This window comes from Staphylococcus sp. McC-251-APC-3A2 (genome assembly GCF_009695665.1).
In the GTDB taxonomy this organism is placed as follows: domain Bacteria; phylum Bacillota; class Bacilli; order Staphylococcales; family Staphylococcaceae; genus Staphylococcus; species Staphylococcus cohnii.
The window spans coordinates 38,372-62,717 of the sequence record NZ_VUNO01000002.1; the positions used below are offsets into that span (position 1 = coordinate 38,372).

The window sequence follows — 24,346 nt, forward strand, 5'->3', positions numbered from 1 at the left end:
TCGCACCTCCTTGTTATTAATTATTACCAAACGTAACCTAAGATTTCTCCACCAATATTACGTTTTCTTGCTTCTTTATCAGTGATTACACCTTCAGAAGTAGAAACTAATGCAATACCTAAACCATTTAACACTTTAGGCACTTCGTTTGCTTTAGCATAAACACGTAAACCTGGTTTTGAGATACGTTTTAATCCAGTGATAACACGTTCATTGTTTTGACCATATTTAAGGAATAAACGAATAACCCCTTGTTTATCGTCTTCAACGTATTCTACGTTTTTAATGAAACCTTCACTTTTTAATATTTCAGCAATTTCTTTTTTGATATTTGATGCAGGCAATTCTAACTTATCATGGCGCACCATGTTTGCGTTTCTTACACGAGTTAGCATATCTGCAATTGGATCGTTGATTGTCATTGAATGTTGCCTCCTTTCAGACTTTTTTCTATTACCAGCTAGCTTTACGAACGCCAGGGATTTGGCCTTTATAAGCTAATTCACGGAAACAAATACGGCATAATTTAAATTTACGATATACAGAATGTGGACGACCACAGCGTTCACAACGCGTATATTCACGTACTTGGAACTTTTGTTTTTTTTGTTGCTTAGCAACCATTGAAGTTTTAGCCACTTAATTAGCCTCCTTTAGAGATTATTTTTGAAATGGCATACCGAATTGTGTTAACAATTCACGAGCTTCCTCGTCAGTGTTAGCAGTTGTTACGATAACGATATCCATTCCTCGTATTTTACTTACTCGGTCATAGTCGATTTCAGGGAAAATTAATTGTTCTTTAACACCTAAAGTGTAGTTACCTCTACCGTCAAATGCTGATTTTGATACACCACGGAAGTCACGAACACGTGGAAGTGATACCGCAATTAATTTATCTAAAAAGTCATACATTCTTTCACCACGTAAAGTTACTTTAGCGCCGATTGGCATACCTTCACGTAAACGGAATGTAGCGACAGATTTTTTCGCTTTAGTTACTAATGGTTTTTGACCAGTGATAGCTTGTAATTCTTCTACAGCATCATCTAATACTTTAGAGTTTTGTACAGCATCACCAACACCCATGTTCACTACAATTTTTTCTATTTTTGGTACTTCCATTACTGAACTATAGTTGAATTTTTTGACTAAGTCCGTTGTAACTTCAGAATTAAATTTTTCTTTTAAACGATTCACAGTGGATCCTCCTTTCAATTAGTTATTCATTATTAGATTTGATTTCTTCGCCAGATTTTTTAGCGATTCTAACTTTTTTACCGTCTTCGAATTTGAAACCTACGCGAGTTGGTTCATTCGTTTTAGGGTCTAATAATTGTACATTAGAAACATGGATTGCTGCCTCTGTTTCTAAGATTCCACCTTCAGGATTAAATTGAGTTGGTTTTTGGTGTTTTTTAATAGTGTTAACACCTTCCACAACGACACGGTCTTTTTTAGGTTCTGTAGCTACTACTTTACCTTCTTTACCTTTGTCTTTACCTGCGATAACTTTTACGTTGTCACCTTTTTTGATATGCATGTGTGGCACCTCCTTAAATTTATATATTTATAAATAATTTATTAAAGTACTTCTGGAGCTAATGATACAATTTTCATGAAATTACCTTCACGTAATTCACGCGCAACTGGTCCAAAAATACGAGTACCACGTGGGCCTTTGTCGTCACGAATGATGACACATGCATTTTCATCAAATTTGATATATGAACCGTCATTACGACGTACACCTGATTTAGTACGTACAACAACAGCTTTAACTACTTCACCTTTTTTGACAACGCCGCCTGGTGTAGCATGTTTAACAGTAACGACGATAACGTCACCAATGTTCGCTGTTTTACGACCAGATCCACCTAATACTTTGACTGTAAGTACTTCACGTGCACCAGAGTTATCTGCTACTTTTAATCGTGTTTCTTGTTGGATCATGAGTTAAACCTCCTTTATCTTCACTGTTTATTAAATAATTACTGATTCTTCAACAATATCTACTAAACGGAAACGCTTAGTTGCTGATAAAGGACGTGTTTCTTGAATCTTAACGATGTCCCCTAATTTAGCTGAGTTGTTTTCATCATGTGTTTTGTATTTTTTAGAGTATTTTACTCGTTTGCCATATAGTTTGTGTGTTTTGTATGTTTCAACAAGTACAGTTACTGTTTTATCCATTTTATCGGAAACGACTCTACCTACATAAACTTTACGATCATTTCTTTCGCTCACTTTAGTAACCTCCTCTTTCAATTTGATTATTGATTAGCCTTACCTTGTTCAATTTCTCTTTCACGAGCAACAGTTTTTAGACGTGCAATCGTTTTTCTTACTGTACGAATACGTGCAGTTTCCTCTAATTGACCTGTAGCTAACTGAAAGCGTAGGTTAAAAAGCTCCTCTTTTGAAGATTTGATTTGTTCTTCGATTTCAGAAGTGGTTAAGTCTCTAATTTCCTTAGCTTTCATTTGTTTCACCACCCAATTCTTCACGTTTTACAAACTTAGTTTTAACTGGAAGTTTGTGACTAGCTAAACGTAATGCTTCACGCGCAACTTCTTCGTTTACGCCTGCAACTTCAAATAAAATTCTACCTGGTTTTGCAACTGCAATCCAGCCTTCAACGGCACCTTTACCAGCACCCATACGAACTTCTAAAGGTTTTTTAGTGTAAGGTGTATGTGGGAAGATTTTGATCCAAACTTTCCCGCCACGTTTCATATAACGAGTCATTGCAATACGAGCTGATTCGATTTGACGAGATGTGATCCAAGACGTTGTAGTTGCTTGTAAACCATACTCACCAAATGTTACATAGTTACCGCCTTTAGAACGACCAGTTGTTTTAGGACGATGTTGACGACGATATTTAACACGTTTTGGTAGTAACATTATTATTTTCCTCCTTCACTAGTGTTCTTAGTAGGAAGAACTTCTCCACGATAAATCCACACTTTGACACCTAACTTACCATAAGTTGTGTCTGCTTCTGCGTGTGCATAGCCTATGTCAGCACGTAGTGTATGAAGTGGAACAGTTCCTTCTGAATATTGTTCTGCACGAGCGATATCAGCACCAGCTAAACGACCAGATACTTGTGTTTTGATACCTTTAGCGCCTTGTTTCATCGCTCTTGTAATAGCTTGTTTTTGTACACGACGGAATGATGCACGGTTTTCTAATTGACGCGCAATATTTTCTGCTACCAATTTAGCATCTAAATCAACTTTTTTGATTTCAATTACGTTGATGTGTACTTTTTTATTTGTTAATGAATTTAATTTGTTACGAAGTTTTTCGATTTCTGAACCGCCTTTACCGATTACCATACCTGGTTTACCAGTGTGAATAGCGATGTTGATACGATTAGCTGCACGTTCAATTTCTACATGAGAAACTGATGCTTCACTTAATGCGTTATCAATAAACTTACGGATTTTTAAATCTTCGTGTAATAATGATGCGAAGTCTTTTTCTGCATACCATTTAGCTTCCCAATCACGGATTACACCGACACGAAGTCCAATTGGATTAATTTTTTGACCCACAGTGTTCCCTCCTTAAGATTTTATTAAGCTTCTTTAGCTTCTTCTTTACCGTCACTTACGACGATTGTAATGTGGCTTGTACGTTTGTTGATCGCACTTGCACTACCTTGTGCACGTGGACGGAAACGTTTTAAAGTTGGTCCTTCATTAGCATAAGCTTCTTTAACTATTAATTCATCTGTGTTCATATCATAGTTATGTTCTGCATTAGCTAAAGCGGACATTAATAATTTTTCAATTACTGGTGATGAAGCCTTGTTTGTTAATTTTAAAATCGCTATCGCTTCACCAGCGCTTTTGCCTCTAATTAGATCTAATACTAATCTAACTTTACGAGGTGCGATTCTTATTGTTTTAGCAACCGCTTTTGCTTCCATTCCAATTTCCTCCTCTACCTGTTAGATATTATCTTCTTGTTTTTTTATCGTCTGCAACGTGACCTTTAAATGTACGTGTTGGTGCAAACTCTCCAAGTTTATGACCAACCATATCTTCTGTTACAAATACAGGCACATGTTTACGTCCATCATATACAGCGAATGTATGTCCGATGAAATCAGGGAAAATAGTTGAACGACGTGACCAAGTTTTGATTACTTGTTTTTTCTCGCTTCCGCTTTGAGCTTCTACCTTTTTCATTAGGTGATCGTCAACGAAAGGTCCTTTTTTAATACTACGAGCCATAGTGGCGCCTCCCTTCTTATTATGTGCGTGCAGCGTTTAAGCCGCACACCCAAATAAGTTATTTTTATTTTTTCTTACGTCCACGAACGATAAGTTTATCTGATGATTTTTTACCGCGACGTGTTTTCTTACCAAGTGTTGGTTTGCCCCAAGGTGACATTGGAGAAGGCATACCGATTGGTGCGCGTCCTTCACCACCACCGTGTGGGTGATCGTTAGGGTTCATTACAGAACCACGAACTGTTGGACGGATACCTTTCCATCTTGAACGTCCAGCTTTACCAACGTTAACAAGTTCGTGTTGGATATTACCAACTTGACCAATAGTAGCGCGACAAGTTGAAAGAATCATACGAACTTCGCCAGATCTTAATCTGATTAATACATATTTTCCTTCTTTACCTAATACTTGTGCACTAGCACCAGCAGAACGAGCAATTTGTCCACCTCTGCCAGGTTTCAACTCGATGTTATGAATAACAGTACCTACTGGAATATTTTGTAGTGGTAGGGCATTACCTACTTTAATATCTGCTTCAGCACCACTTTCAAGTACTTGACCTACTTTTAAGTTTTTAGGTGCAATAATATAACGTTTTTCTCCATCAGCGTAAAATAACAATGCGATATTTGCTGAACGGTTTGGATCGTATTGAATTGAATCAACTTTTGCTTGGATACCATCTTTGTTACGTTTGAAATCAATTACACGGTATTGACGTTTATGTCCACCGCCATGATGGCGAACAGTCAATTTACCTTGGTGATTTCGTCCCGCTCTTTTCGGTAGCGGTTGTAATAATGACTTTTCAGGAGTAGTTTTCGTAATTTCTGCGAAATCTAAACTAGTCATATTACGACGACCGTTAGTAATTGGCTTATATTTTTTTAGAGCCATTGTCGTTTACCTCCTTATTGGTAATTTTTTAGTTAAATAGATCGATTGATCCTTCTTTTAATTTAACGATTGCTACGCGTCGTTTGTTAGTATAGCCTTGGTAACGGCCCATACGTTTTTTCTTTGGTTTGTAGTTAATGATATTTACACTATCAACTTTTACATCAAAGATTTCTTCTACAGCGATTTTTACTTGTGTCTTGTTAGCACGAGTATCAACATCGAATGTATATTTGTCTTCAGCCATTGCAACTGAAGATTTTTCAGTGATTACGGGGCGCTTAAGAACGTCTCTTGCTTCCATTATCCGAGCACCTCCTCAACTTTTTTAGCAGCTGCTTCTGTGATTACTACACTATCAGCGCTTGTTAAATCTAGAACGTTTAAACCTTGTGCAGTTGTTACTTGAACACCAGGGATGTTACGTGCTGAAAGTGCAACATTTACATCTTCAGATTCAGTAACTACTAACACTTTTGTAGGTTGTTCTAAGTTAGAAAGTACAGTTTTGAATTCTTTTGTTTTTGGAGCTTCAAAACTTAATGCATCTAAAATTGTTAAGCTATTTTCTTGTGCTTTGAAAGATAATGCTGAACGTAATGCTAAACGACGCATTTTCTTAGGCATTTTGTAAGCATAGCTTCTTGGTGTTGGTCCGAATACGATACCACCACCACGCCATTGTGGCGCACGAATAGTACCTTGACGCGCACGTCCTGTACCTTTTTGTCTCCATGGTTTACGTCCACCACCACGTACTGCTGAACGGTTCTTAACAGCATGTGTACCTTGGCGTAATGAAGCACGTTGTAAATTAATTGCTTCAAAAAGAACGTTATTGTTTGGTTCGATTGCAAATACTGCATCGTTTAATTCAACTGAACCTGATTTAGTTCCATCTACTTTTAATACATCATAATTTGCCATTATGCATTTCCTCCTTTCGCTCTATAATTATTTATTACCTTTAATTGATGAAGAGATTTCTAAGTATCCTTTTTTCGGACCTGGTACATTACCTTTTACTAAGATAACATTGTTTTCAGTGTCAACTTGAACTACTTCTAAGTTTTGGACTGTTACAGTGTTTCCACCCATACGTCCTGGCATTTTTTGTCCTTTGAAAACTTTTGAAGCATCAGATGCCATACCTACTGAACCAGGTGATCTATGGAAATGAGAACCATGTGACATTGGTCCACGTGCTTGGTTATGACGCTTGATAGCACCTTGGAATCCTTTACCTTTAGATACGCCAGTTACATCAATGATGTCACCAGCTTCAAATGTATCAACTGAGACTTCTTGACCTACTTCGTATTCATCAACATTAACGTTTCTGAATTCACGAATGAAGCGCTTAGGTGCTGAGCTTGCTTTTTTAGCATGGCCTTCAGCTGGCTTGTTAGCATATTTGCTTGACTTGCTTCCTTTTTTGTAAGCTGCTTTATCAGCATAGCCTACTTGGATTGCATTGTAGCCATCTACTTCTTCAGTTTTCTTTTGTAATACTACGTTTTCACTAGCTTCTACTACTGTTACAGGGATTAAATCACCGTTTTCTCCGAAAACTTGTGTCATCCCGATTTTTCTTCCTAAGATTCCTTTGGTCATCGAAAGTCCACCTCCTAATTTTTTCTATTATAATTTGATTTCGATGTCTACACCAGATGGTAAGTTTAAGCCCATAAGAGCATCTACTGTTTTAGGTGTAGGGTTAACAATATCGATTAAGCGTTTATGTGTACGTTGTTCGAATTGTTCACGTGAATCTTTATACTTATGCACGGCACGAATTACAGTATAAACTGATCTTTCAGTCGGTAACGGAATTGGTCCAGACACATCTGCACCAGAACGTTTTGCTGTTTCAACAATTTTTTCTGCAGATTGATCGATAACTCTGTGATCATAAGCTTTTAATCTGATTCTGATTTTTTGTTTTGCCATAATTTTCCCTCCTTATTCGTCTACATTTAAGTGATAGACTTCTCCACGAAAACTATCTCACACAGCGCCATGGCAAAGCGGCCGGGTGTGTCAGTAACCTTTCGCTTCATCGCGTGTTCTTAAAGTCCAACATTAGATATGTTACATGAAAAGCAGTGATTTATCAAGCTTTTCTGCAAAAGTTTTTACTATTTGCCTAACACATACCTTGTTATTATACTTGAACTACTTATTCAGTTCAACCACTTTTAGGAAATTTTTAGTTTTTGTAATTTTAAATGTTTATTTGCCCTTTTTTATTTTCATTTGATTTATTTCGTTTATACTATTATTAGTTAGGAGTGAATATTAATGAAAAGTGGTATCCGTACGACACTTATAATCCTTAGTTTAATATTAATTGTTGGCGAGTTTATTTATGGCATCCCATTTTTAGGTGGTAGTATCATTTTCAGTTTTGGTTGGCAGCCTTTATTAATCAATGCATTACTTTATTTTATAATCGTGATTATATTAATAGTTGATAAACAAAATTCTATTAAACCAATGTTAATCATACCATTGTTAGGTGTTATTGGTTCTTTTATAGCATTCATACCTTTTGTTGGGATGATTGTCCATTGGGTTTTATTTTTCTTGATGTTGTTCTTTGTTTTGATTATTTTCTCTACGCCGCTTTATGTTCCAAACAAGCATGCAAAAGTTGTTTACACGCAACAAAAGCAAGAGAATAATAAATTTTAAAGTTATACAGCCATGATTATTATATTATAATGAAGAAACACGACTTTTTTATAAACTGAATACAGATAATTAACACGTATAAAAAATCCCTTTGCTTCGATATGGATCGACTGCAAAGGGATTTTTTATTTACCCGTGAACAAATACAAAATATAATATAAACAGTATCATTAAAGCATACATGATTGGGTGGACTTCTTTATGTCTTTTAGAAATCAACATTGTTATTGGATAAAAGATGAAGCCACAAGCAATACCAGTTGCGATTGAATAAGATAACGGCATCATAATAATCGTGATAAATGCCGGTACTGCAACTTCGAATTTTTTCCAGTCTATTTCCGCAAAATTAGCAGCCATTAATACACCTACGACTACAAGCGCTGGTGTAGTCACTGCACTTGTTACTACTTCCATTAAAGGGCTGAAAAATATCGCTAATAAGAAACAAAAACCTGTAACAACACTAGCAAATCCTGTACGAGCTCCTACAGCGACACCTGATGTTGACTCAATATAGGAAGTTGTTGTTGTCGTCCCAAAAATTGAACCAACTATTGTTGCTAATGAATCAGAAAATAATGCTCGACCAGCTCTAGGTAATTTATTATTCTTCATCATACCTGCTTGTGTTGCCACCGCAACGAGTGTACCTGCAGTATCGAAGAAGTCTATAAATAAAAACGTTAAAATTACAATTAAAAATTGTACTGTGAACAATTGACTAGGATCTTTAAATGCTTCAAAAGCAGCTCCGAAAGTAGGCTCAATACTAGGGACTTTGCCCACTATGCCACTTGGCGTATGTATTAGTCCTGTAAGCATTCCTAAAATAGATGTTAATACCATACCTATAAATATCGCACCAGGTACTCTAACAGCATATAATATCACTGTTATTATAATACCGAATATCGTTAACAATACAGGGCCATCAGTGATATGACCCAAAGTTACTAATGTAGAATCATTATTAGTGATGATTCCTGAACTTTGTAATCCAACAAAAGTAATAAATAAACCAATACCTGCTGAAACTGCCATTTTCATTTGATAGGGTATTGCGTTAATAATGGTCTCTCTTAAACCAGTCATAGTCAAAATTGCAAAAACCACACCAGAGAATAACACGCCGGTCAAACCAACTTGCCATGGAATACCCATTGTTAATACCACTGTAAATGCGAAAAATGCGTTTAAGCCCATGCCAGGTGCTAAGGCAATTGGATATCTAGCTATCAAGCCCATAAATAAAGAACCGACAAAAGCCGCTAATGCTGTAGCAACAAAAATAGCGCCTTGGTCCATTTTCATATCTTCTGAAACACCTTTTACGCCTGCTAAACTAAGTACTTGAGGGTTGACAGCTAATATATATGCCATTGACAAGAAAGTTGTAAGCCCACCAAGTATCTCTTTCTTATAGTTTGTTTTATGCTTTTCAAACTTGAAATACTTTTTCACGGTTTAGTTCTCCTTTTTTTAAAATACCTACACATTCTAATACCAATTACATTATTTTACAATAGCAAACACGAACTTCTTGTTAAAATTTATACTTTTCGTTCGATTAATTTAAAATTTTAATCCTTTTAGTGCATCTTGGAATGGATTGTTCTCTAATCCATCATCGTTATTCATATATTTTTTCAAATCTTTTTTGTTAACCTTATCTGATTTTTTGTTTTTGTGACGTTTATCCATTTGTGCTTGTGTTTCAGTATGGCCACATACACAACGATAAACTGCTTCTTTGCCTTTTCCAAACAACATCATTTTTTTGTGACAATTTGGACAACGTGCATTGGTTTTTCTTTGAATATTCTTTTTAGTTTTACATTTAGGATCCTGACAAACGAGCATTTGACCATTTTTAGTTTTAACTTTAATCATAAATTTGCCGCATGTAGGACATTCCGTCGTTGTTAAATTATCGTGTTTATAATTTTGTTCACTTTCTTTGATTTCATTAACGACTTCATGTGTGAAAGATTTCATTTCAGAAATAAATTGAGTGGCATTATATTTACCTTGCTCTATTAATGATAGTTTTTCTTCCCACTCAGCAGTTAATAATGGTGATGTTAATTTTTGTGGTGCAAGTTCTAGTATTTGCTTTCCTTTAGATGTAACTCTTATCTTACCATCACGAGATTCAATTGCATTCATGTTAAATAACTTTTCTATGATATCTGCTCTAGTAGCAACAGTTCCAATCCCACCTGTTTCTTTCAATGTTTCGTTATATTTTTTATTATTTAATTTAAAGAATTTTTGAGGGCTTTCCATCGCTTTTAATAAAGTACCTTCATTAAAATATGATGGTGGTGTTGTTTCATGTTGTTCGATTTTAGGATGTGTTATGTGCAATTTAGATGATTTGGTTATTTTATCTATTTGTTTGTTGACTGCTGCTTCAGTTTCATAAATCGCTTTAAATCCTAACTTTTTAGTAACTTTATCTTTAAATTCAAATTTATAATTCCCTGCTGCGATATTGATTGATACAGCTTCGTATTCATGTGGTGGCATAAGATTTTCTAAAAATCTTTGAGCAATCATCAGATAAATTTTTGTTTCACGTTGTGAGAGCTGATTCATATCAGGACGTACTTCTGTCGGTATAATTGCATGATGATCAGATACTTTTTGATTGTTTATAAATTTTTCATTTGTTGAAAATGATTGTGCTATTTGAGATTTTGCAATTTCTTTCAATGATGTTCCCATGATCGCTTGAATTCTATCTTTAAGTGTACTTACCATATCGTCAGTTAAATAGTTAGAATCTGTACGTGGGTAAGTTACAAGTTTGTGTCTTTCGTATAATGTCTGTAAAACATTCAATGTTTCTTTTGGACCAAAGTGATAGCGTTTATAGGCTTCTTGTTGTAAATCTGTTAAATTAAACAATTTAGGTGCATATGATTTTTTATGTTTTTTATTAATACTTTCAACCAAACCTTCTTTATCAATAACTTCACTTTTTATCTTTTCAAAAACTGATTTATCATTACTAGACTCCGGCGTCATACATTGGAATGTGAGGCCTTCGGCAACGATATTCATCTTAAAATAAGTTTGCGGTATAAAGTGATTAATTTCATTTTGTCTCATTTGAACAAGTTGTATCGTCGGCGTTTGAACCCTACCAAGTGACAATTGCGCATCGTATTTTGTTGTTAATGCACGAGTTGCATTGATACCAACAATCCAATCTGCTTCACTACGAGCAAGCGCTGCATAATATAAATTATTAAATTTGCGACCATCTTGTAATTTTGCAAAACCATCCTTAATTGCCTTTTTAGTTACTGAGCTAATCCACAATCTTTTGATAGGTTTCTTATTATGAGATTTATCTAAAATTAAACGCGCAACAAGTTCCCCTTCTCTACCAGCATCTGTTGCGATAATAATGTCTTTTGTATTTTTATTATTAATTAATGATTGTACAATAGAAAATTGTTTTTTAGTTTTGCTTATGACAACGGTCTTCATACGTTTAGGTATAATAGGGAGATCGTTAAGCTTCCATTCTTTATAGTTATCATCGTATTGTTCTGGTGTAGCATTTGTAACTAAATGCCCCAGTGCCCAAGTGACAATATACTTATTATTTTCGAAGTAGCCATTACGTTTATCATTTATATTTAATGCTTGCGCAATATCTCTGCCTACAGACGGTTTTTCAGCAATAATGAGTGATTTCATAATTTCGTCCTTTCAATTTCAATGATATTCTTATTGTAACATGTATATAGCACATCAAAACTTCCATTTACATGAAAAAGTTCTTATAATTAACTTAATAGTTCATCATATGGAGGTATTATATGAAAACAACAAATCCGAACGATGTCGATCAAATCTTGGAATTTTTGAATAATGCTAACTATCAATCTGCTTCCTATTTGTATAAATTGCCACAAATGCATAATGACATTAGGACCGTTATTACCAATGCAATACAAGACCCAGGTGTATTTGCACAAGTGAACAATCAAGATGAAATTACAATGCTGCTTTTGGCTTTAAAATACGAAGACAATAAATATAAAGTATTAGGACCATTCATAGACAAAAGCATCAAGCCTTCTATCGATGAGATGACACAACTTTTCGATGCATTAGCGCAAAGTAAACCTGATACTGCAAATTTTAATTTTTCATTTGAAGAACATGAGCAAACATATTTACCATTTATGAAATCTTTAGGTGCATCCTATAGTTTTACTGATTATTATCTCATTTCTACGAAAGATATTGGCGACGTTGGTAATGAACAGAATATTATTGAATACCAACCTGCGTATTACCGTTATTTTAGTAAATTACACAATCAAACATTCAAACATGATGTAATGACTGCTGACGAAATTGTAAAATCATTAGATGAATACCATCGTCTATTTATATTCATGTCTGAAGGGTTATTAAAAGGCTATTTATATCTTGAAATCGCTGAAAATAACAATGTAGCTGAAATCAAATATTTTTCTTCTCACTCTGATTACAGGTTAATGGGAATTGCTTTTGATTTACTCTCATATTCTTTACATTTTGCTTTTTCAACATTTGATATTGATAAGATATATTTTAAAATACGCAGTAAAAATACTACGCTTGTTGAGCGTTTCAATGAATTAGGTTTTAACATTAATTATGAATATAAAAAATTCAAATACGTAGCGGCATACATTTAAATTGTAAGCGTTCTACATTTTTACATTTTTAATATATACACACACTATTTTAAAAATTAAAAAGCTGAACTGTAATCTAATATTTTTACTATTCGATGCCTTTACTTTAAAATGAGTATCTAGGGCAATCTTCAGTGATTGTTTTATAGAAGGAAAGTAAAATTAAATAGAGAGTGAGTGAAGCTTAGTTATGGATTTATTAATTGCCCTACTCCCAGCGTTATTTTGGGGGAGTGTTGTTTTAATTAATGTGCTAGTTGGTGGTGGCCCTTACAATCAAATTAGAGGGACTACTTTCGGTGCACTTATCATAGGTATCTTATTATTACTTACTGGCAATACAAAATTCGATGACCCCATCGTAATTATTGTAGGTTTAATATCTGGTGCTTTTTGGGCATTGGGACAAGGTTATCAATTAAAATCAGTCAGTTTAATTGGTGTATCTAAAACAATGCCAATTTCAACAGGATTACAACTTGTAGGTACTACTTTATTTAGTGCTATATTCCTAGGTGAATGGAGCACGGGTACGCAAGTTATACTTGGCCTAGTTGCAATGATTTTACTTGTTGGAGGTATTGCACTTACATCAATTAAAGGAAAAAATGAAGCTTCAGAAAGTACTAAAAACTTTGGTAAAGCAATTCCTATCTTGTTAATTTCCACTGTTGGTTATGTCGTCTATGTTGTGGTTGCACAAATTTTTGGTGTTGATGGCATGAATGCCCTATTCTTCCAATCTATTGGTATGGCAATCGGTGGATTAATATTATCTGCTAAACATGAGACTACTATTAAAAGTACCGTGTGGAACTTAATACCAGGTGTCATTTGGGGTATAGGTAACTTGTTTATGTTCTATTCTCAACCCAAAGTAGGTGTGGCGACAAGCTTCTCATTTTCACAATTATTAGTAATTGTTTCTACACTTGGCGGTATATTCCTTTTAGGTGAACGAAAAGATAAACGTCAGATGATAGGCATTTGGACGGGTATCATTTTAATCGTTATAGCTGCCTTTGTTTTAGGTAACATTAAAGCTTAGATAAAGCATTATTATTAAATTTTATTCGACTTATAAACTTTTATAAAAACTAAATTTATGCCGAATAACTAGGAGGAATCTTAAATGTTTGAAGATTTAGCAGGAAAAGTAGTTATTATTACAGGTGCTGGTAGTGGTATTGGAAAAGCGATGGCAGAACAATTTGGTGAAGAAAAAGCGAATGTTGTATTAAATTACAGATCCGAACGTCATATGGACGCTATGGAATCCTCAATTAAATTAATTGAAAACGCTGGTGGTAAAGCGATAAAAGTTCAAGCAGATATCTCTAAAGAGAATGATATTGATCATCTCATCCAAACTACTGTAAATCATTTTGGTACATTAGATATCATGATTAATAATGCTGGATTTGAAAAAGCAATACCAACACATGAAATGCCTTTAGATGAATGGCAAAAAGTAATTGATATTAACTTAACTGGCGCATTTTTAGGTGCCAAAGCAGCAGTTAATCAATTTCTTAAAGAAGATAAGAAGGGTGTTATTCTTAATACCTCAAGTGTACATGACAAGATTCCTTGGCCTAACTATGTAAATTACGCTGCAAGTAAAGGCGGTTTGAAATTAATGATGGAAACAATGTCTATGGAATATGCTCAATATGGCATCCGCATTAATAATATTTCACCAGGGGCAATTGTAACTGAACATACAAAAGAAAAATTTTCAGATCCAACAACTCGTGCAGAAACATTAGAAATGATTCCAGCAAAAGAGATTGGTGAAGCAGATGAAGTAGCAAACGTAGCAAGATTTCTTGCCTCTGATTTAGCAAGTTATATTCATGGAACAACTATTTATGTTGATGGTGGCATGACTAATTACCCAGCATTTATGGGGGGTAAAGGATAAATTCCTCACGTTCCATTCAAAAAATGAACTTAGCCATTAATATCTTTGCTCAAAATAAAAGAGCTAATCCGTAACGGATTAGCTCTTTTTTATATTTAAAGCCTTACAAATAATCAATTAAACAAATAATGCTTGATATATATATAAAATAATAATGCTGATTAAAATCGTTAAGTTGCTCACCATACCAACAAGCGGCAACGTCTTATACTTAAATTGAATTGAATAAGGTATAATAGCAACACCTACTGGTAATAACCAAGCAACTTGTAATGTTGTTTTAATCATATTATTATCAACAGGTAAAAAGAAATAAACCAACAATCCTGCGATGACACCTAATCCATAATGTAAACCTAAATATTTCAAAGCGATAGGTAAGAAACGCTTATCGATACTAAAGTTGAGCATTAAGCCCAATAAGATCATTGATAATGGCATGTTAGCACCAGATAATACTGAGAAAAACTTAATTACAGGTTCTGGAAAATGAATATTAAGCATATTCAAAATAAACATGATGATATATGTCATTAAAGGAACCGATTTTAGTAAATTTTTGCCTAAATACTTAAAGTCAAAGTTATCACCAGCACTGCTGAAATAACTTCCAACAAAGTATGTAACACCAAACATAATCACAGCGCCACCAATATCTGCCATTCCAAAATATATCATTCCTGTTTTAGGCCAAATCGCTTCTACAAGTGGATAAGCAAATAAACCAATATTTAGCGAAGCAGTCATCATTCCAACTGTACCACGGATATGATTATCATATTTTAAGAAAAACCAAATTACGATGACCTTAGCGATAACACCATACAAAATCATCAATATCGGTAGTACTGATAGTGACAAATCTAAACTTGCACCATTTAAATTAACAATCACTAAAGAAGGTAATGTTACGTTTAAAACGAGTGTTGAAAAAACTTGACTATCATTAGCTTTAAAGTAATTTATGCGTTTAAGTGTATAACCTAGTGCAATTAGTAAAATAATAATGATAAATTGTTGGGTCACATTAATCCTTCTTTCATCCAATCATCTGTTTTCATTCTATTTTCATACTTTAACATAAGTAGCAACCATTTTAGAAGCTTTCGAATCCATGTTATAATTTAATTTATATACGAAACGCTTACATTAGACAAAAAGGTGGTAATGGAATGGATTTAAATGACAAATTAGCAGAACTGAAATATGATTACGTTAGATTACAAGGCGACCTCGAAAAAAGAGAATCAGTCAATCAATCTGTGGACCCTTTAGTTAAACAACTTGAAAAGATAGAGCAAGAAATGTCAGAAGTACGTTCAGAAATTAGACAAAAAGAAAATAAATAACATCCTAGTAAATCAATAATTTACATGCTAAGATTAAGGGCGAACATAGAAAGGATGTAATAAATGCAACTGTATCTTATATTTTTGCCAGTGTTATATTTAATCGTAAGTTACATAAGTATATTTAAAATGAACACCATTATAACGCGTATTTTACGTATTATTATGTCTTTACTTTTATTATTCGTAGTAGCTATTACAACTTTATCATTCCCTGCAATAAATTGGTGGGTCTTTATTGTACTACTGCTTATCATAAGTAATGTAGAAATTACAGCTTTCAAAAACAGCAAAAATGATCAAAAAGCCGTCCAAATTTTAAACATTATGAGCGTTATTTTATTTGTAATTTATGTTATTTTGACTTTAGTTTTATATTAAAAAACATTATTTTAAAGATACGATAACGTAACATATATAAAATCAGCCCCGAAAAGCTTTCTAATTATAAGAAACTTATCGGGGCTAATTTTATATATTTATACTTCGTAATGCTTTCCACGCTTACCTCGAACAGGGCATGGTCTTGTACTTTCCAAAAAATATTATCTTTCATACCTCACAGTAATCATTACTTAATCAACTTAGAAAGAAACTCACATCATTTATATTTCCAAACGCCTAATTATATAAGTGCGGACATACGAAATCTTTAAAGGTAGGTAATCTCGTACGTCCGCATTATATTTTATTCTATTTTCGTTTTCTCAAGATTTTCGCCTTAAAAGTAAATAATATTTCATATATTACTGGTTCGACTATTAAAGTTAATAAGGTTGAAGAAATCAATCCCCCTACTACAGTTGCTGCCATACCTTTTGAAATAATGATAGAACTATCTTCACCAAATAACATAGGCATCAACGCTCCAATAGTTGCTAATGCTGTCATGAGAATTGGTCTGATACGTGTTCCACCTGCTTCTAACAATGCTGCTTGCATTTCCATACCTTGTTGTTGTTTATTTATCACTCTGTCAATTAAAACTATTGCATTGGTTACAACAATACCAATTAACATAAGCATACCAATCATGCTCGGTACAGAAATTGTCTCACCAGTTACTACTAAAGCAACTACAACACCTATAACTGTATATGGTAATGAGAATAATATAGTGAAAGGTGCCAATGCGCCTTTAAATGTTAACACAAGCACTAAATAAACTATTATAATTGCTGCTAACATCGCCATAGATAATTGGGTTACTGCGTTACCTATATCTTCATTTGCGCCTCCCATGTTGACGTCTACGTTATTAGGTTTATCTATTGTATTTAATTTCGATAACACTTTCTGTGAAGTCCCACCAACATCATCATTTGTAACTTTTCCAGAAACTTTTGACGTATAGTCTCCCGCTTTAGTTTCTATTTTATTTGGCGTCGTTGTTTTTTCTAATGTTGCGATGTCACTTAATTCAATAGCTTGACCAGTAGCTGTTTGTATTTCAGTGTTTTCAAGTTTTTCTTCTGTCCAATCCGTTTCTTTATCTTCTTTAATTTTCACATCTATCGATTTACCATTTTCCTTTACGGTTGTGACACTTTGCTCAGGTGTATTCTGATTTAATGTCATAGCTAATTGAGATGCAGACAAACCATAACTAGAGGCTTTATTTTGATCTACTTTGATATTATATTGTTCGTATGTTTGAGATAAATCAGATTTAACATTAGCTATACCATGAATATTTTTCATTTCTTTTTCGACTTTATTGACAGTTCCTTTTATTGCATCAAGAGATGGTCCAGTAATTGTAACTGCTAATTCATTATTTGTTCCACCTGTGCCCATATCTTGATTTGCCCAATCTCCAGGATGCTGATATTTGTTGATATGTTTTAAAACTTTATCAGGTTCTTCATCAAAATTAGGTGTATTACTATCATATTCAACCATGATAGCCATGCTATTTGAACTGCCTGTAGGGTCTGTTGGAGTTGATCCACCAACGGAATACTGAACTGTTTTAACTTTATCTTTATTGTTCAAATACTTTTGTACTTGTTCAGCATGTGCTAATACCCCTTTTTCTGTTTCACCCGGTTCAGGTGTATAAGTTAATGCCATAAATTTATCTTCCCCAGTTGAGATAAAGCTAGTGCCTAATTTTGCTGCACCTAAACCAATACTAGCGATTAAAATAACCGTACTTAAAATCATTACAATCCATTTGTGCGCTAATGACCAGCGCAATATACGCTTATATCCTCTTCCTACCAAACCTAATGTTTCTTCTTTACGTTGTTTAACACCTTTTTTGAAAAAAGTAGCACTTAAAGAAGGTACGATGGTAATCGAAACAAGTAAAGAAGCTAGTAAACTAAACGCAATCGCTAATGCAAATGGTCTAAACATCTCACCTACTGATCCATTGACAAATGCCAATGGTAGAAAGACTATAATGGTAACGATTGTCGACGACATTATCGGTTTAAATACTTCACTCGTCGCACTAATAATGAGCTTATTACCACTTAATGGTTCTTTTTTATCTGATAAACGTCTATAAATATTTTCAACTACAACAATTGAATCATCAATAACTCTACCTATTGCAACTGTTAGTGCACCAAGTGTTAATATATTTAATGATACATCTGTTAATTTCAATGCAACCATTGCAATTAATATAGACATCGGTATTGAGACGACTGAAATTGCAGTTGTTCTAATATTTCTTAAAAATAATAATATAACAATTATGGCAACAATCGTGCCGAGTGCTGCTTTTTCAATCATTGTATATAGTGAGTCTTCTATAGGTTTCGCAGTATCCATAACTTTTGTAGCTTTTATATCTTTATTATCTTTGGTAAATTCATCAATTTCTTTTTTCGTGTCTTTCGCTACTTTAACAGTGTTAGCATCTTGTGCTTTCGTCACTTGTACATTGACTGCATCTTTGCCATTTGTTTTAGAAATTGATTGTCGTTCATCACCTACTGAAATATTTGCAATGTCTTTGAGTTTAACAGAAGGCATGCTACTTTCTCCGTCTTGAGCATCTGAACTAGGCATTGCTGTTGCCATGTTACCGCCTTGTGATGAACTTTGAGCACTAGAACTCTGATTTGCACTTCCTTCGTTGCCACCTTGAGCACTCATGCTTGAAGCTGATAATGGAATTTCAAGGTTTTCCAATGCATTTACTGAAGTGAATTGGCCATCAATTACTACCGACTTTTCAGTTTTACCAAACTGAAATAAACCTAATGGGGTTTCACTAGTTGCACCCTTTAAGAATTGTTCCACACTATCTACAGTCAATCCTCTATCTTGCAATTTTTCTTGGTCAAATTTAATTGAAACTTCTCTCGATGTCTGTCCATTCAATTGTGCATTTTGTACGCCATTGATTGTTTGAAGTTTAGGTAATAACTGGTTATTAACTTTTTTGGTTGTATCTTTTAAATTATTATTATTTGTAGTAAAAGAATAAGCTACAATTGGAAAAGCATTCATTGAATTCCTTGTTAACTCTGGTTCTTCAACGCCTTCTTCGAATTTTATTTTATCAAGTTCTTTTTTTAAATCGTTTTCAGCTTTATCCATATCTGTGCCATTTTCATATTCAACAGAAACCATAGAAGCATTTTGAATAGATTGTGCATTAACATTTTTCACACTTGCCATTGACCTTATTTGGTCATCAATTTTATCACTAATGTCATCCTTTACCGTTTCTGGTGTAGCACCAGGCATGGTTGTTTGTACAGTAATCACTGGAGGTTCAACATCAGGCAATAATTCAAGTTTCATTTTCGCACTTGAATAAACACCACCTAAAATGACCAGCAATACCATAAGAAAGATTGCAAATTTATTTCCTAGCGAAAACTGCAATAGTTTTTTAATCATATCTTTTCTCCTCTCAAATAACATTTTAATTCGATATTGCATTTATTTTCTTTATGTATAATCATATCTATGTATTTCTAAACTCATAAAAAATGCACGTTATAAAGTTTAAGTTGCATATTAAAACTTTATAACGTGTCTACTTTTTTACAAAACTACAAACAAAACTATTTACGTTTTAATTTACGTGAAAGCTTAATTTTAGTCTTAGTCAACTTCGGCTTAACATTTTCAATAACTTGATATAATGGTTTATTTAACACATAATCAAATTCACCTATTTTTTCACTTAAATACGTTCCCCATACTTTCTTAAATGCCCATAATCCATAATGGTCTGATTCCTTGTCTGGATCATTATCTGTACCACCAAAATCATATGTTTTTGCGCCGTGTTCTCGAGCGTATTGCATCATAGCAAATTGCATGTGATGATTTGGCAAGAAGTCTCGGTAGTCATTAGATGATGCACCATAAAGATAGTAGGATTTATTTCCAGCAAACATTAGCAATGCACCTGATAAATATAATCCCTCTGGGTGCTTAGCTTCTAACGCTTCCATTTCATTAATAAGTTCTTGTGTTTTTTTCATTTTATTGTCAGCATCGTTTATTTTATTTAATGTCTTTTTATCTTGTTTTTTGTCAGCCAGCTTTACTTTTTCCGCTTCTAATTGTGCGATGTCTTGACGTAAATCTTTAAGGACTGGTTTAGGTTCCAATTTCACTAAAAATAATTCCGCATCTCCATCTGGATGTAAAGCATCGTATATGTTTTGGAAATAGCTAATATCTCTAGTTAAAAAGCCATCTCTTTCGCCAGTGATTTTCATTAACTCTGCAAATGTTTTCAAACCTTCTCTATCAGAACGTTCTACTTTCGTACCACGCTTTAATGCTAACCTTACTTTTGAACGATTACGTCTTTCAAAACTTTGAATTAACGCATCATCGTTTTTATCAATCGGTGTTATCATTGTCATTCTTGGTTGAATATAATCTTTCGAAAGTCCTTCTTTAAAACCTTTGTGTTTAAACCCTAATGATCTTATATGTGTTAGTGCATCAGCACCTTTATCTACTTCAACATCGGGATCGATTTTAATTGTATAAGCTTTTTCTTCTTTTGCAATTTGAATTGCGTATTCTAGCAATGTTTCTAATGCTAATTTATTACTATAATCCGTTACAAAACCTCTTGAAATATAGCATAGCGTATAAGGTAATTTAGGAACCTTTTTAAATAATAACTGCGCCACACCTAAAATTTCACCATCTTCACCTACTGCGATACGTTTTGAGTACCAGCCAGTCAATTTCTTTGTTTCTGCCCACTTTGTTAATTGCAATAAGTCACCTTGAGGGTGCGCTTTAACAAAGGCATCATGCGCTTGGTTCGTTATATTCATCTTTTCCATAAACCTGATATCTCCTTTTACCATTACATACTTTGTTATTATACATTGCTTCACACATTCTTTCACATCATTTCCCATTATTTGATATAATAATATACGAAATGAGGTGTTTTTGTGCGTATCATTATCTTGTCATTACTTTTTTTAATAAATTTAATTTTTGTAATCCAAACATTTAATACAACTTTTAATGTTTCATATTTAAGTTTAAGAATTATTCTCGCTGTTTTTACATTTGTAGTAACGGGTTATTTACTACTTTTATCTAATAACAATAAATGGGGAACTTACTTAACTATTTTAACACTAATAATTTCTTTGATACACATCATTGTTATTGCACATAGTATGTATGTTTACATTTATTAATCTGCTTCAACTTTGTACTTAAGCCCTCTAATGATTAATGTATATGGTGAAGTTGTATTATCATCTTTCAAAGTGACTGCTTTATAACCCGAATATTCACCATCATATATATGATATACAATATCATCGTTTCCCAATTTTAATGTCGTGAATGTTTCTGTGTTGTTCACGATTTCCATTCCAAACCACTGTTGCCATTTTTCAACCGTATGTGCCCTTTCTGTGCTATTAATTTCAATACTTTTTATGCTAAAAGCATTTTGGCGTAATGGTTTTAACTTTTCTTCTCTTGCTTCAATATTTTCATTCCATTGAATAAAAAATGGCGGCTTCACCCTATAATCAGGATCAGCTATATATAACAAGCGCCATGTAGTCTTTTCTCCTTTTGTGTTTTCTCGTTGCATTTCAACAGGACCTATGACATCTATACTTTGTGCTTCCAGCGTTTCTTTTAATTTGGTAATATCTTGCGTTTGAAATGCTATTGTTTTTAATCCTTCTTTATAATGATCTTGAACAATTTTCGAAGGAAATGACACTCGACCTTCTTCACTTTTTACAATTTTTTGCAATTTCTCTGGTTTATAAATATCTAATAATTCAATGTAAGCATTATTTAAGTAGGCTAAACGATTGTATGTGCCTAATTTCTCATGTTTACCACCTTGATATAGTGTAAATAAATGACCTGGGAATTTGAAATTATCTAATTGTTGTACATAATGAACGATATGATCTAACTTTAAATCTTGCATACCTTTATCCTCCTAATTTTCCTTTACATTTATTTTAACAAATTGTATACATGTTTACTTCTGATAACCCATTATAATGATTTAAATTGCAATTATAAATTTATCTTTATTCAGATATCAAAAGCATCACTTAATAAATAGGTATTGCTTTCCCTGTCCAAATAGGCTAAAATATAACTTGTTCAAAATTAAGTTAGCTTTGCTAACCATTTTCGGAGGTATGCTTTCATGCAAAATAAATTTGTATTTGATAACATCATCGCAATTTATAGACCGTATACAAAAATGTTCCAACCTATCTTTGAATCATTTGATCTATATCCTGCACAATGGCTCGTTTTAAAAGATATTTCCTACAATGCACCAACCACTTTAGTACAAATTTCAAAACGACGCTCTATTGAGAAGCCTACCACAAGAAAAATATTAAAAGTACTTTCTGAAAAATCTCTATTAACTGTTGAAACAGGTACAGATAAACGAGAAAAATGGCTTTCACTTTCTCCAAAAGGAGAAAACCTTTATAAAAACATCAGTTCACGTGTAGATAAAGTGCAAGACGAAATTATTAAAAATACAGGTTTATCAGTTTCAGAAATTGAACATATTACAAAATCACTTCAACTTATTCACGCGCAAATTTTAGAAATGGAGGAATTTTAACATGAATCAAACAGCATCGATGAAGTCACCAATTTGGACGAAAAATTTTAATATCAATTTCATTACAAACTTTTTAGTTTACTTATGCATGTATTTGCTTATCGTCATCATAGCGAGTTATACAAAAACTGAATATCATGCGTCAGACAGTATGGCGGGACTCGTGTCTGGATTATTTATTATCGGTTCTTTAATTGGACGATTTATCACTGGAAAGTATGTTAATAAAATAGGTCCTAAACGTATTTTAATCATTGGTTTAATCTTATTAATCATCACACAATTGTTTTATTTTATAGAAGGTGCCTTAGCTGTTCTAATGTTCACGAGATTAGTTAATGGTATTGCTACTGGGGTTACTACGACAGCAACGGGGACAATTGCTGCTTATGCAACACCACAAGAGAGAAAAAGTGAAGGTATTAGCTTGTTTTCTTTAAGTTTAGTTATAGGCGCTGCAATCGGCCCATTTTTTGGCCTTTTACTTATTAATACATTCCCAATTCAATTGCTATTTTTGCTTTGTTTAATGTGCGGTATCATCAGTTTTATCATTTCATTTTTTATTAAGTTAGATATCGATATCACTAGTGATATCCCGAAAACACAAACAACTGAAAGCAAAAAATTTAATATTAATAATTACATCGCCAAAGAAGCATTACCTGTGGCAATTATTATGCTCCTTGCAGGATTATCTTATTCGTCTATCCTGACATTTTTACAATTTTTTGCCCAAGAAATCAATTTAGTTACAGTATCTAGTTATTTCTTTATTTTTTATGCTATTGCATCACTCATTACAAGACCAATTGCTGGTAGAATGATGGACCTCAAAAACGAAAACGTCATCGCTTATCCTGCTTTTGTCTTTTTAATCCTTACATTTTTAACATTAAGTATTACAAATAATAGTTGGTTATTAATTCTTGCTGGGTTACTCCTTGGCGCTGGTTACGGCAATATTTCATCTTGTATGCAAGCCATTGCAATCAAAGTATCTCCACCAGCTAAATATGGTATTGCTACCTCAACCTACTTTATCGGTTTAGACTTAGGATTAGGTTTTGGACCTTATGTATTAGGCTTTGTAACATCTACAGTGTCATTCGCTCAATTATACGCTATTATGGGCGTATTGGTTTTAATTACTGGTGTTATTTATTACTTCGTTCACGGTAGAAAAGTAAAACACATGAATGCTTATTAATTTTTTCATAAAACAATAAGTTAAGGTTACTGTAAGTTATTTGCTTTAGCTGCCAACAAAACTATTTTTGTTGGCAGTTTTTTTGTACTCATTTTAATTATGTACCATCCAGTATTACTTTATATATTTAAATTTGAATAATAGTTATTTCAAGGTTATTATTCAATTTGAATGATCGTATATTTTAAGTTTATTAAAAAAACCAAATGCTATTATAGCACTTGGCTTATCTCTTATTTATATCAT

Annotated in this window: 30 protein-coding genes; 8 read left to right on the forward strand and 22 right to left on the reverse strand. The window is 33.4% G+C overall.

Annotation, left to right across the window (positions count from 1 at the left end; translation table 11 throughout):
* Window positions 1–23: 23 nt before the first annotated feature.
* The 16 genes from rpsH to rpsJ all read right to left on the reverse strand — a co-directional run bounded on the left by rpsH (window position 24) and on the right by rpsJ (window position 7,095).
* Window positions 24–422, reverse strand: coding sequence for a 30S ribosomal protein S8 (rpsH, locus tag FYJ81_RS05085; protein ID WP_019468652.1), 399 nt, complete (start codon window positions 420–422; stop codon window positions 24–26).
* A gap of 31 nt (window positions 423–453) precedes the next feature.
* On the reverse strand, window positions 454–639 hold the full coding sequence (locus FYJ81_RS05090) for a type Z 30S ribosomal protein S14 (protein WP_002482625.1): 186 nt from the start codon (window positions 637–639) through the stop codon (window positions 454–456).
* Window positions 640–660: 21 nt separating this feature from the next.
* Window positions 661–1,200 (reverse strand): 50S ribosomal protein L5, encoded by a 540-nt coding sequence (rplE, locus tag FYJ81_RS05095; protein WP_026034769.1) that lies wholly within the window; start codon window positions 1,198–1,200, stop codon window positions 661–663.
* Window positions 1,201–1,222: 22 nt separating this feature from the next.
* Complete coding sequence (rplX, locus tag FYJ81_RS05100) at window positions 1,223–1,543, reverse strand: 50S ribosomal protein L24 (RefSeq protein ID WP_107383905.1); 321 nt, start codon at window positions 1,541–1,543, stop codon at window positions 1,223–1,225.
* A gap of 41 nt (window positions 1,544–1,584) precedes the next feature.
* Window positions 1,585–1,953 carry a 50S ribosomal protein L14 gene (rplN, locus tag FYJ81_RS05105; RefSeq protein ID WP_019468649.1) on the reverse strand — a complete coding sequence of 123 codons (369 nt, stop codon included), beginning with the start codon at window positions 1,951–1,953 and terminating at the stop codon, window positions 1,585–1,587.
* Window positions 1,954–1,983: 30 nt separating this feature from the next.
* Window positions 1,984–2,247: a 30S ribosomal protein S17 gene (rpsQ, locus tag FYJ81_RS05110; protein ID WP_019468648.1), complete on the reverse strand. Its 264-nt coding sequence runs from the start codon at window positions 2,245–2,247 to the stop codon at window positions 1,984–1,986.
* Window positions 2,248–2,273: 26 nt separating this feature from the next.
* Entirely contained in the window at window positions 2,274–2,483 is a 210-nt protein-coding gene (gene rpmC, locus FYJ81_RS05115) for a 50S ribosomal protein L29 (RefSeq protein WP_002482620.1), read from the reverse strand.
* The gene (gene rplP / locus FYJ81_RS05120) at window positions 2,473–2,907 is read right to left on the reverse strand and encodes a 50S ribosomal protein L16 (protein ID WP_019468647.1); all 435 of its coding nucleotides are present in this window, start codon (window positions 2,905–2,907) and stop codon (window positions 2,473–2,475) included. Before rplP ends, rpmC begins: the two co-directional genes overlap by 11 nt.
* 2 nt (window positions 2,908–2,909) lie before the next feature.
* Window positions 2,910–3,563 (reverse strand): 30S ribosomal protein S3, encoded by a 654-nt coding sequence (gene rpsC / locus FYJ81_RS05125; protein WP_019468646.1) that lies wholly within the window; start codon window positions 3,561–3,563, stop codon window positions 2,910–2,912.
* 23 nt (window positions 3,564–3,586) lie between these two features.
* Window positions 3,587–3,940 (reverse strand): 50S ribosomal protein L22, encoded by a 354-nt coding sequence (gene rplV, locus FYJ81_RS05130; RefSeq protein WP_019468645.1) that lies wholly within the window; start codon window positions 3,938–3,940, stop codon window positions 3,587–3,589.
* A 28-nt stretch (window positions 3,941–3,968) separates the two neighbouring features.
* On the reverse strand, window positions 3,969–4,247 hold the full coding sequence (gene rpsS / locus FYJ81_RS05135; RefSeq protein ID WP_019468644.1) for a 30S ribosomal protein S19: 279 nt from the start codon (window positions 4,245–4,247) through the stop codon (window positions 3,969–3,971).
* 64 nt (window positions 4,248–4,311) lie between these two features.
* Window positions 4,312–5,145, reverse strand: a complete 834-nt coding sequence (gene rplB / locus FYJ81_RS05140) for a 50S ribosomal protein L2 (RefSeq protein WP_107383906.1) — start codon at window positions 5,143–5,145, stop codon at window positions 4,312–4,314.
* Between the two features lie 28 nt (window positions 5,146–5,173).
* On the reverse strand, window positions 5,174–5,449 hold the full coding sequence (rplW, locus tag FYJ81_RS05145; protein ID WP_019468642.1) for a 50S ribosomal protein L23: 276 nt from the start codon (window positions 5,447–5,449) through the stop codon (window positions 5,174–5,176).
* A complete protein-coding gene (rplD, locus tag FYJ81_RS05150; protein WP_154409411.1) occupies window positions 5,449–6,072 on the reverse strand; it encodes a 50S ribosomal protein L4 in 624 nt (207 codons plus the stop codon). The genes rplW and rplD overlap by 1 nt, the downstream gene beginning before the upstream one ends.
* 27 nt (window positions 6,073–6,099) lie before the next feature.
* The gene (gene rplC, locus FYJ81_RS05155; RefSeq protein ID WP_019468640.1) at window positions 6,100–6,759 is read right to left on the reverse strand and encodes a 50S ribosomal protein L3; all 660 of its coding nucleotides are present in this window, start codon (window positions 6,757–6,759) and stop codon (window positions 6,100–6,102) included.
* A gap of 27 nt (window positions 6,760–6,786) precedes the next feature.
* On the reverse strand, window positions 6,787–7,095 hold the full coding sequence (gene rpsJ, locus FYJ81_RS05160) for a 30S ribosomal protein S10 (protein ID WP_002482611.1): 309 nt from the start codon (window positions 7,093–7,095) through the stop codon (window positions 6,787–6,789).
* A gap of 351 nt (window positions 7,096–7,446) precedes the next feature.
* On the opposite strand from rpsJ, the gene FYJ81_RS05165 reads away from it, so the two are divergent.
* On the forward strand, window positions 7,447–7,839 hold the full coding sequence (locus tag FYJ81_RS05165) for a hypothetical protein (RefSeq protein WP_107383907.1): 393 nt from the start codon (window positions 7,447–7,449) through the stop codon (window positions 7,837–7,839).
* Between the two features lie 129 nt (window positions 7,840–7,968).
* Here the strand turns inward: FYJ81_RS05165 and FYJ81_RS05170 are convergent, their stop codons facing one another.
* On the reverse strand, window positions 7,969–9,303 hold the full coding sequence (locus tag FYJ81_RS05170) for an NCS2 family permease (protein WP_040029981.1): 1,335 nt from the start codon (window positions 9,301–9,303) through the stop codon (window positions 7,969–7,971).
* A 111-nt stretch (window positions 9,304–9,414) separates the two neighbouring features.
* Complete coding sequence (locus FYJ81_RS05175; protein ID WP_107383908.1) at window positions 9,415–11,553, reverse strand: DNA topoisomerase III; 2,139 nt, start codon at window positions 11,551–11,553, stop codon at window positions 9,415–9,417.
* Between the two features lie 122 nt (window positions 11,554–11,675).
* On the opposite strand from FYJ81_RS05175, the gene FYJ81_RS05180 reads away from it, so the two are divergent.
* From FYJ81_RS05180 to FYJ81_RS05190, 3 genes are all read left to right on the forward strand, one after another.
* Window positions 11,676–12,545, forward strand: coding sequence for a GNAT family N-acetyltransferase (locus FYJ81_RS05180; protein ID WP_107383909.1), 870 nt, complete (start codon window positions 11,676–11,678; stop codon window positions 12,543–12,545).
* A 190-nt stretch (window positions 12,546–12,735) separates the two neighbouring features.
* Complete coding sequence (locus FYJ81_RS05185; RefSeq protein ID WP_019468635.1) at window positions 12,736–13,593, forward strand: RhaT/GlcU family sugar-proton symporter; 858 nt, start codon at window positions 12,736–12,738, stop codon at window positions 13,591–13,593.
* Between the two features lie 84 nt (window positions 13,594–13,677).
* The gene (locus tag FYJ81_RS05190) at window positions 13,678–14,469 is read left to right on the forward strand and encodes a glucose 1-dehydrogenase (RefSeq protein WP_107383910.1); all 792 of its coding nucleotides are present in this window, start codon (window positions 13,678–13,680) and stop codon (window positions 14,467–14,469) included.
* A gap of 117 nt (window positions 14,470–14,586) precedes the next feature.
* Here FYJ81_RS05190 and FYJ81_RS05195 read toward each other — a convergent pair whose 3' ends face one another.
* Window positions 14,587–15,495 (reverse strand): AEC family transporter, encoded by a 909-nt coding sequence (locus FYJ81_RS05195; protein ID WP_107383911.1) that lies wholly within the window; start codon window positions 15,493–15,495, stop codon window positions 14,587–14,589.
* 146 nt (window positions 15,496–15,641) lie between these two features.
* Between FYJ81_RS05195 and FYJ81_RS13000 the strand changes: the two genes are divergently transcribed.
* The gene (locus tag FYJ81_RS13000) at window positions 15,642–15,818 is read left to right on the forward strand and encodes an SE1832 family protein (protein ID WP_195837321.1); all 177 of its coding nucleotides are present in this window, start codon (window positions 15,642–15,644) and stop codon (window positions 15,816–15,818) included.
* A gap of 63 nt (window positions 15,819–15,881) precedes the next feature.
* Window positions 15,882–16,199 (forward strand): membrane stabilizing protein MspA, encoded by a 318-nt coding sequence (gene mspA / locus FYJ81_RS05200; protein WP_107386330.1) that lies wholly within the window; start codon window positions 15,882–15,884, stop codon window positions 16,197–16,199.
* 312 nt (window positions 16,200–16,511) lie between these two features.
* Here the strand turns inward: mspA and FYJ81_RS05205 are convergent, their stop codons facing one another.
* From FYJ81_RS05205 to FYJ81_RS05215, 3 genes are all read right to left on the reverse strand, one after another.
* Entirely contained in the window at window positions 16,512–19,682 is a 3,171-nt protein-coding gene (locus tag FYJ81_RS05205; protein WP_154409413.1) for an efflux RND transporter permease subunit, read from the reverse strand.
* A gap of 167 nt (window positions 19,683–19,849) precedes the next feature.
* A complete protein-coding gene (locus FYJ81_RS05210) occupies window positions 19,850–21,100 on the reverse strand; it encodes a lipid II:glycine glycyltransferase FemX (RefSeq protein ID WP_154409414.1) in 1,251 nt (416 codons plus the stop codon).
* Window positions 21,101–21,465: 365 nt separating this feature from the next.
* The gene (locus tag FYJ81_RS05215) at window positions 21,466–22,227 is read right to left on the reverse strand and encodes a VOC family protein (protein ID WP_107504803.1); all 762 of its coding nucleotides are present in this window, start codon (window positions 22,225–22,227) and stop codon (window positions 21,466–21,468) included.
* Between the two features lie 228 nt (window positions 22,228–22,455).
* Here FYJ81_RS05215 and FYJ81_RS05220 point away from each other — a divergent pair, with 228 nt between their 5' ends.
* Both FYJ81_RS05220 and FYJ81_RS05225 read left to right on the forward strand, forming a co-directional pair.
* Entirely contained in the window at window positions 22,456–22,890 is a 435-nt protein-coding gene (locus FYJ81_RS05220; RefSeq protein ID WP_107386332.1) for a MarR family winged helix-turn-helix transcriptional regulator, read from the forward strand.
* A gap of 1 nt (window position 22,891) precedes the next feature.
* A complete protein-coding gene (locus FYJ81_RS05225; RefSeq protein ID WP_107386333.1) occupies window positions 22,892–24,100 on the forward strand; it encodes an MFS transporter in 1,209 nt (402 codons plus the stop codon).
* Window positions 24,101–24,346: the final 246 nt, after the last annotated feature.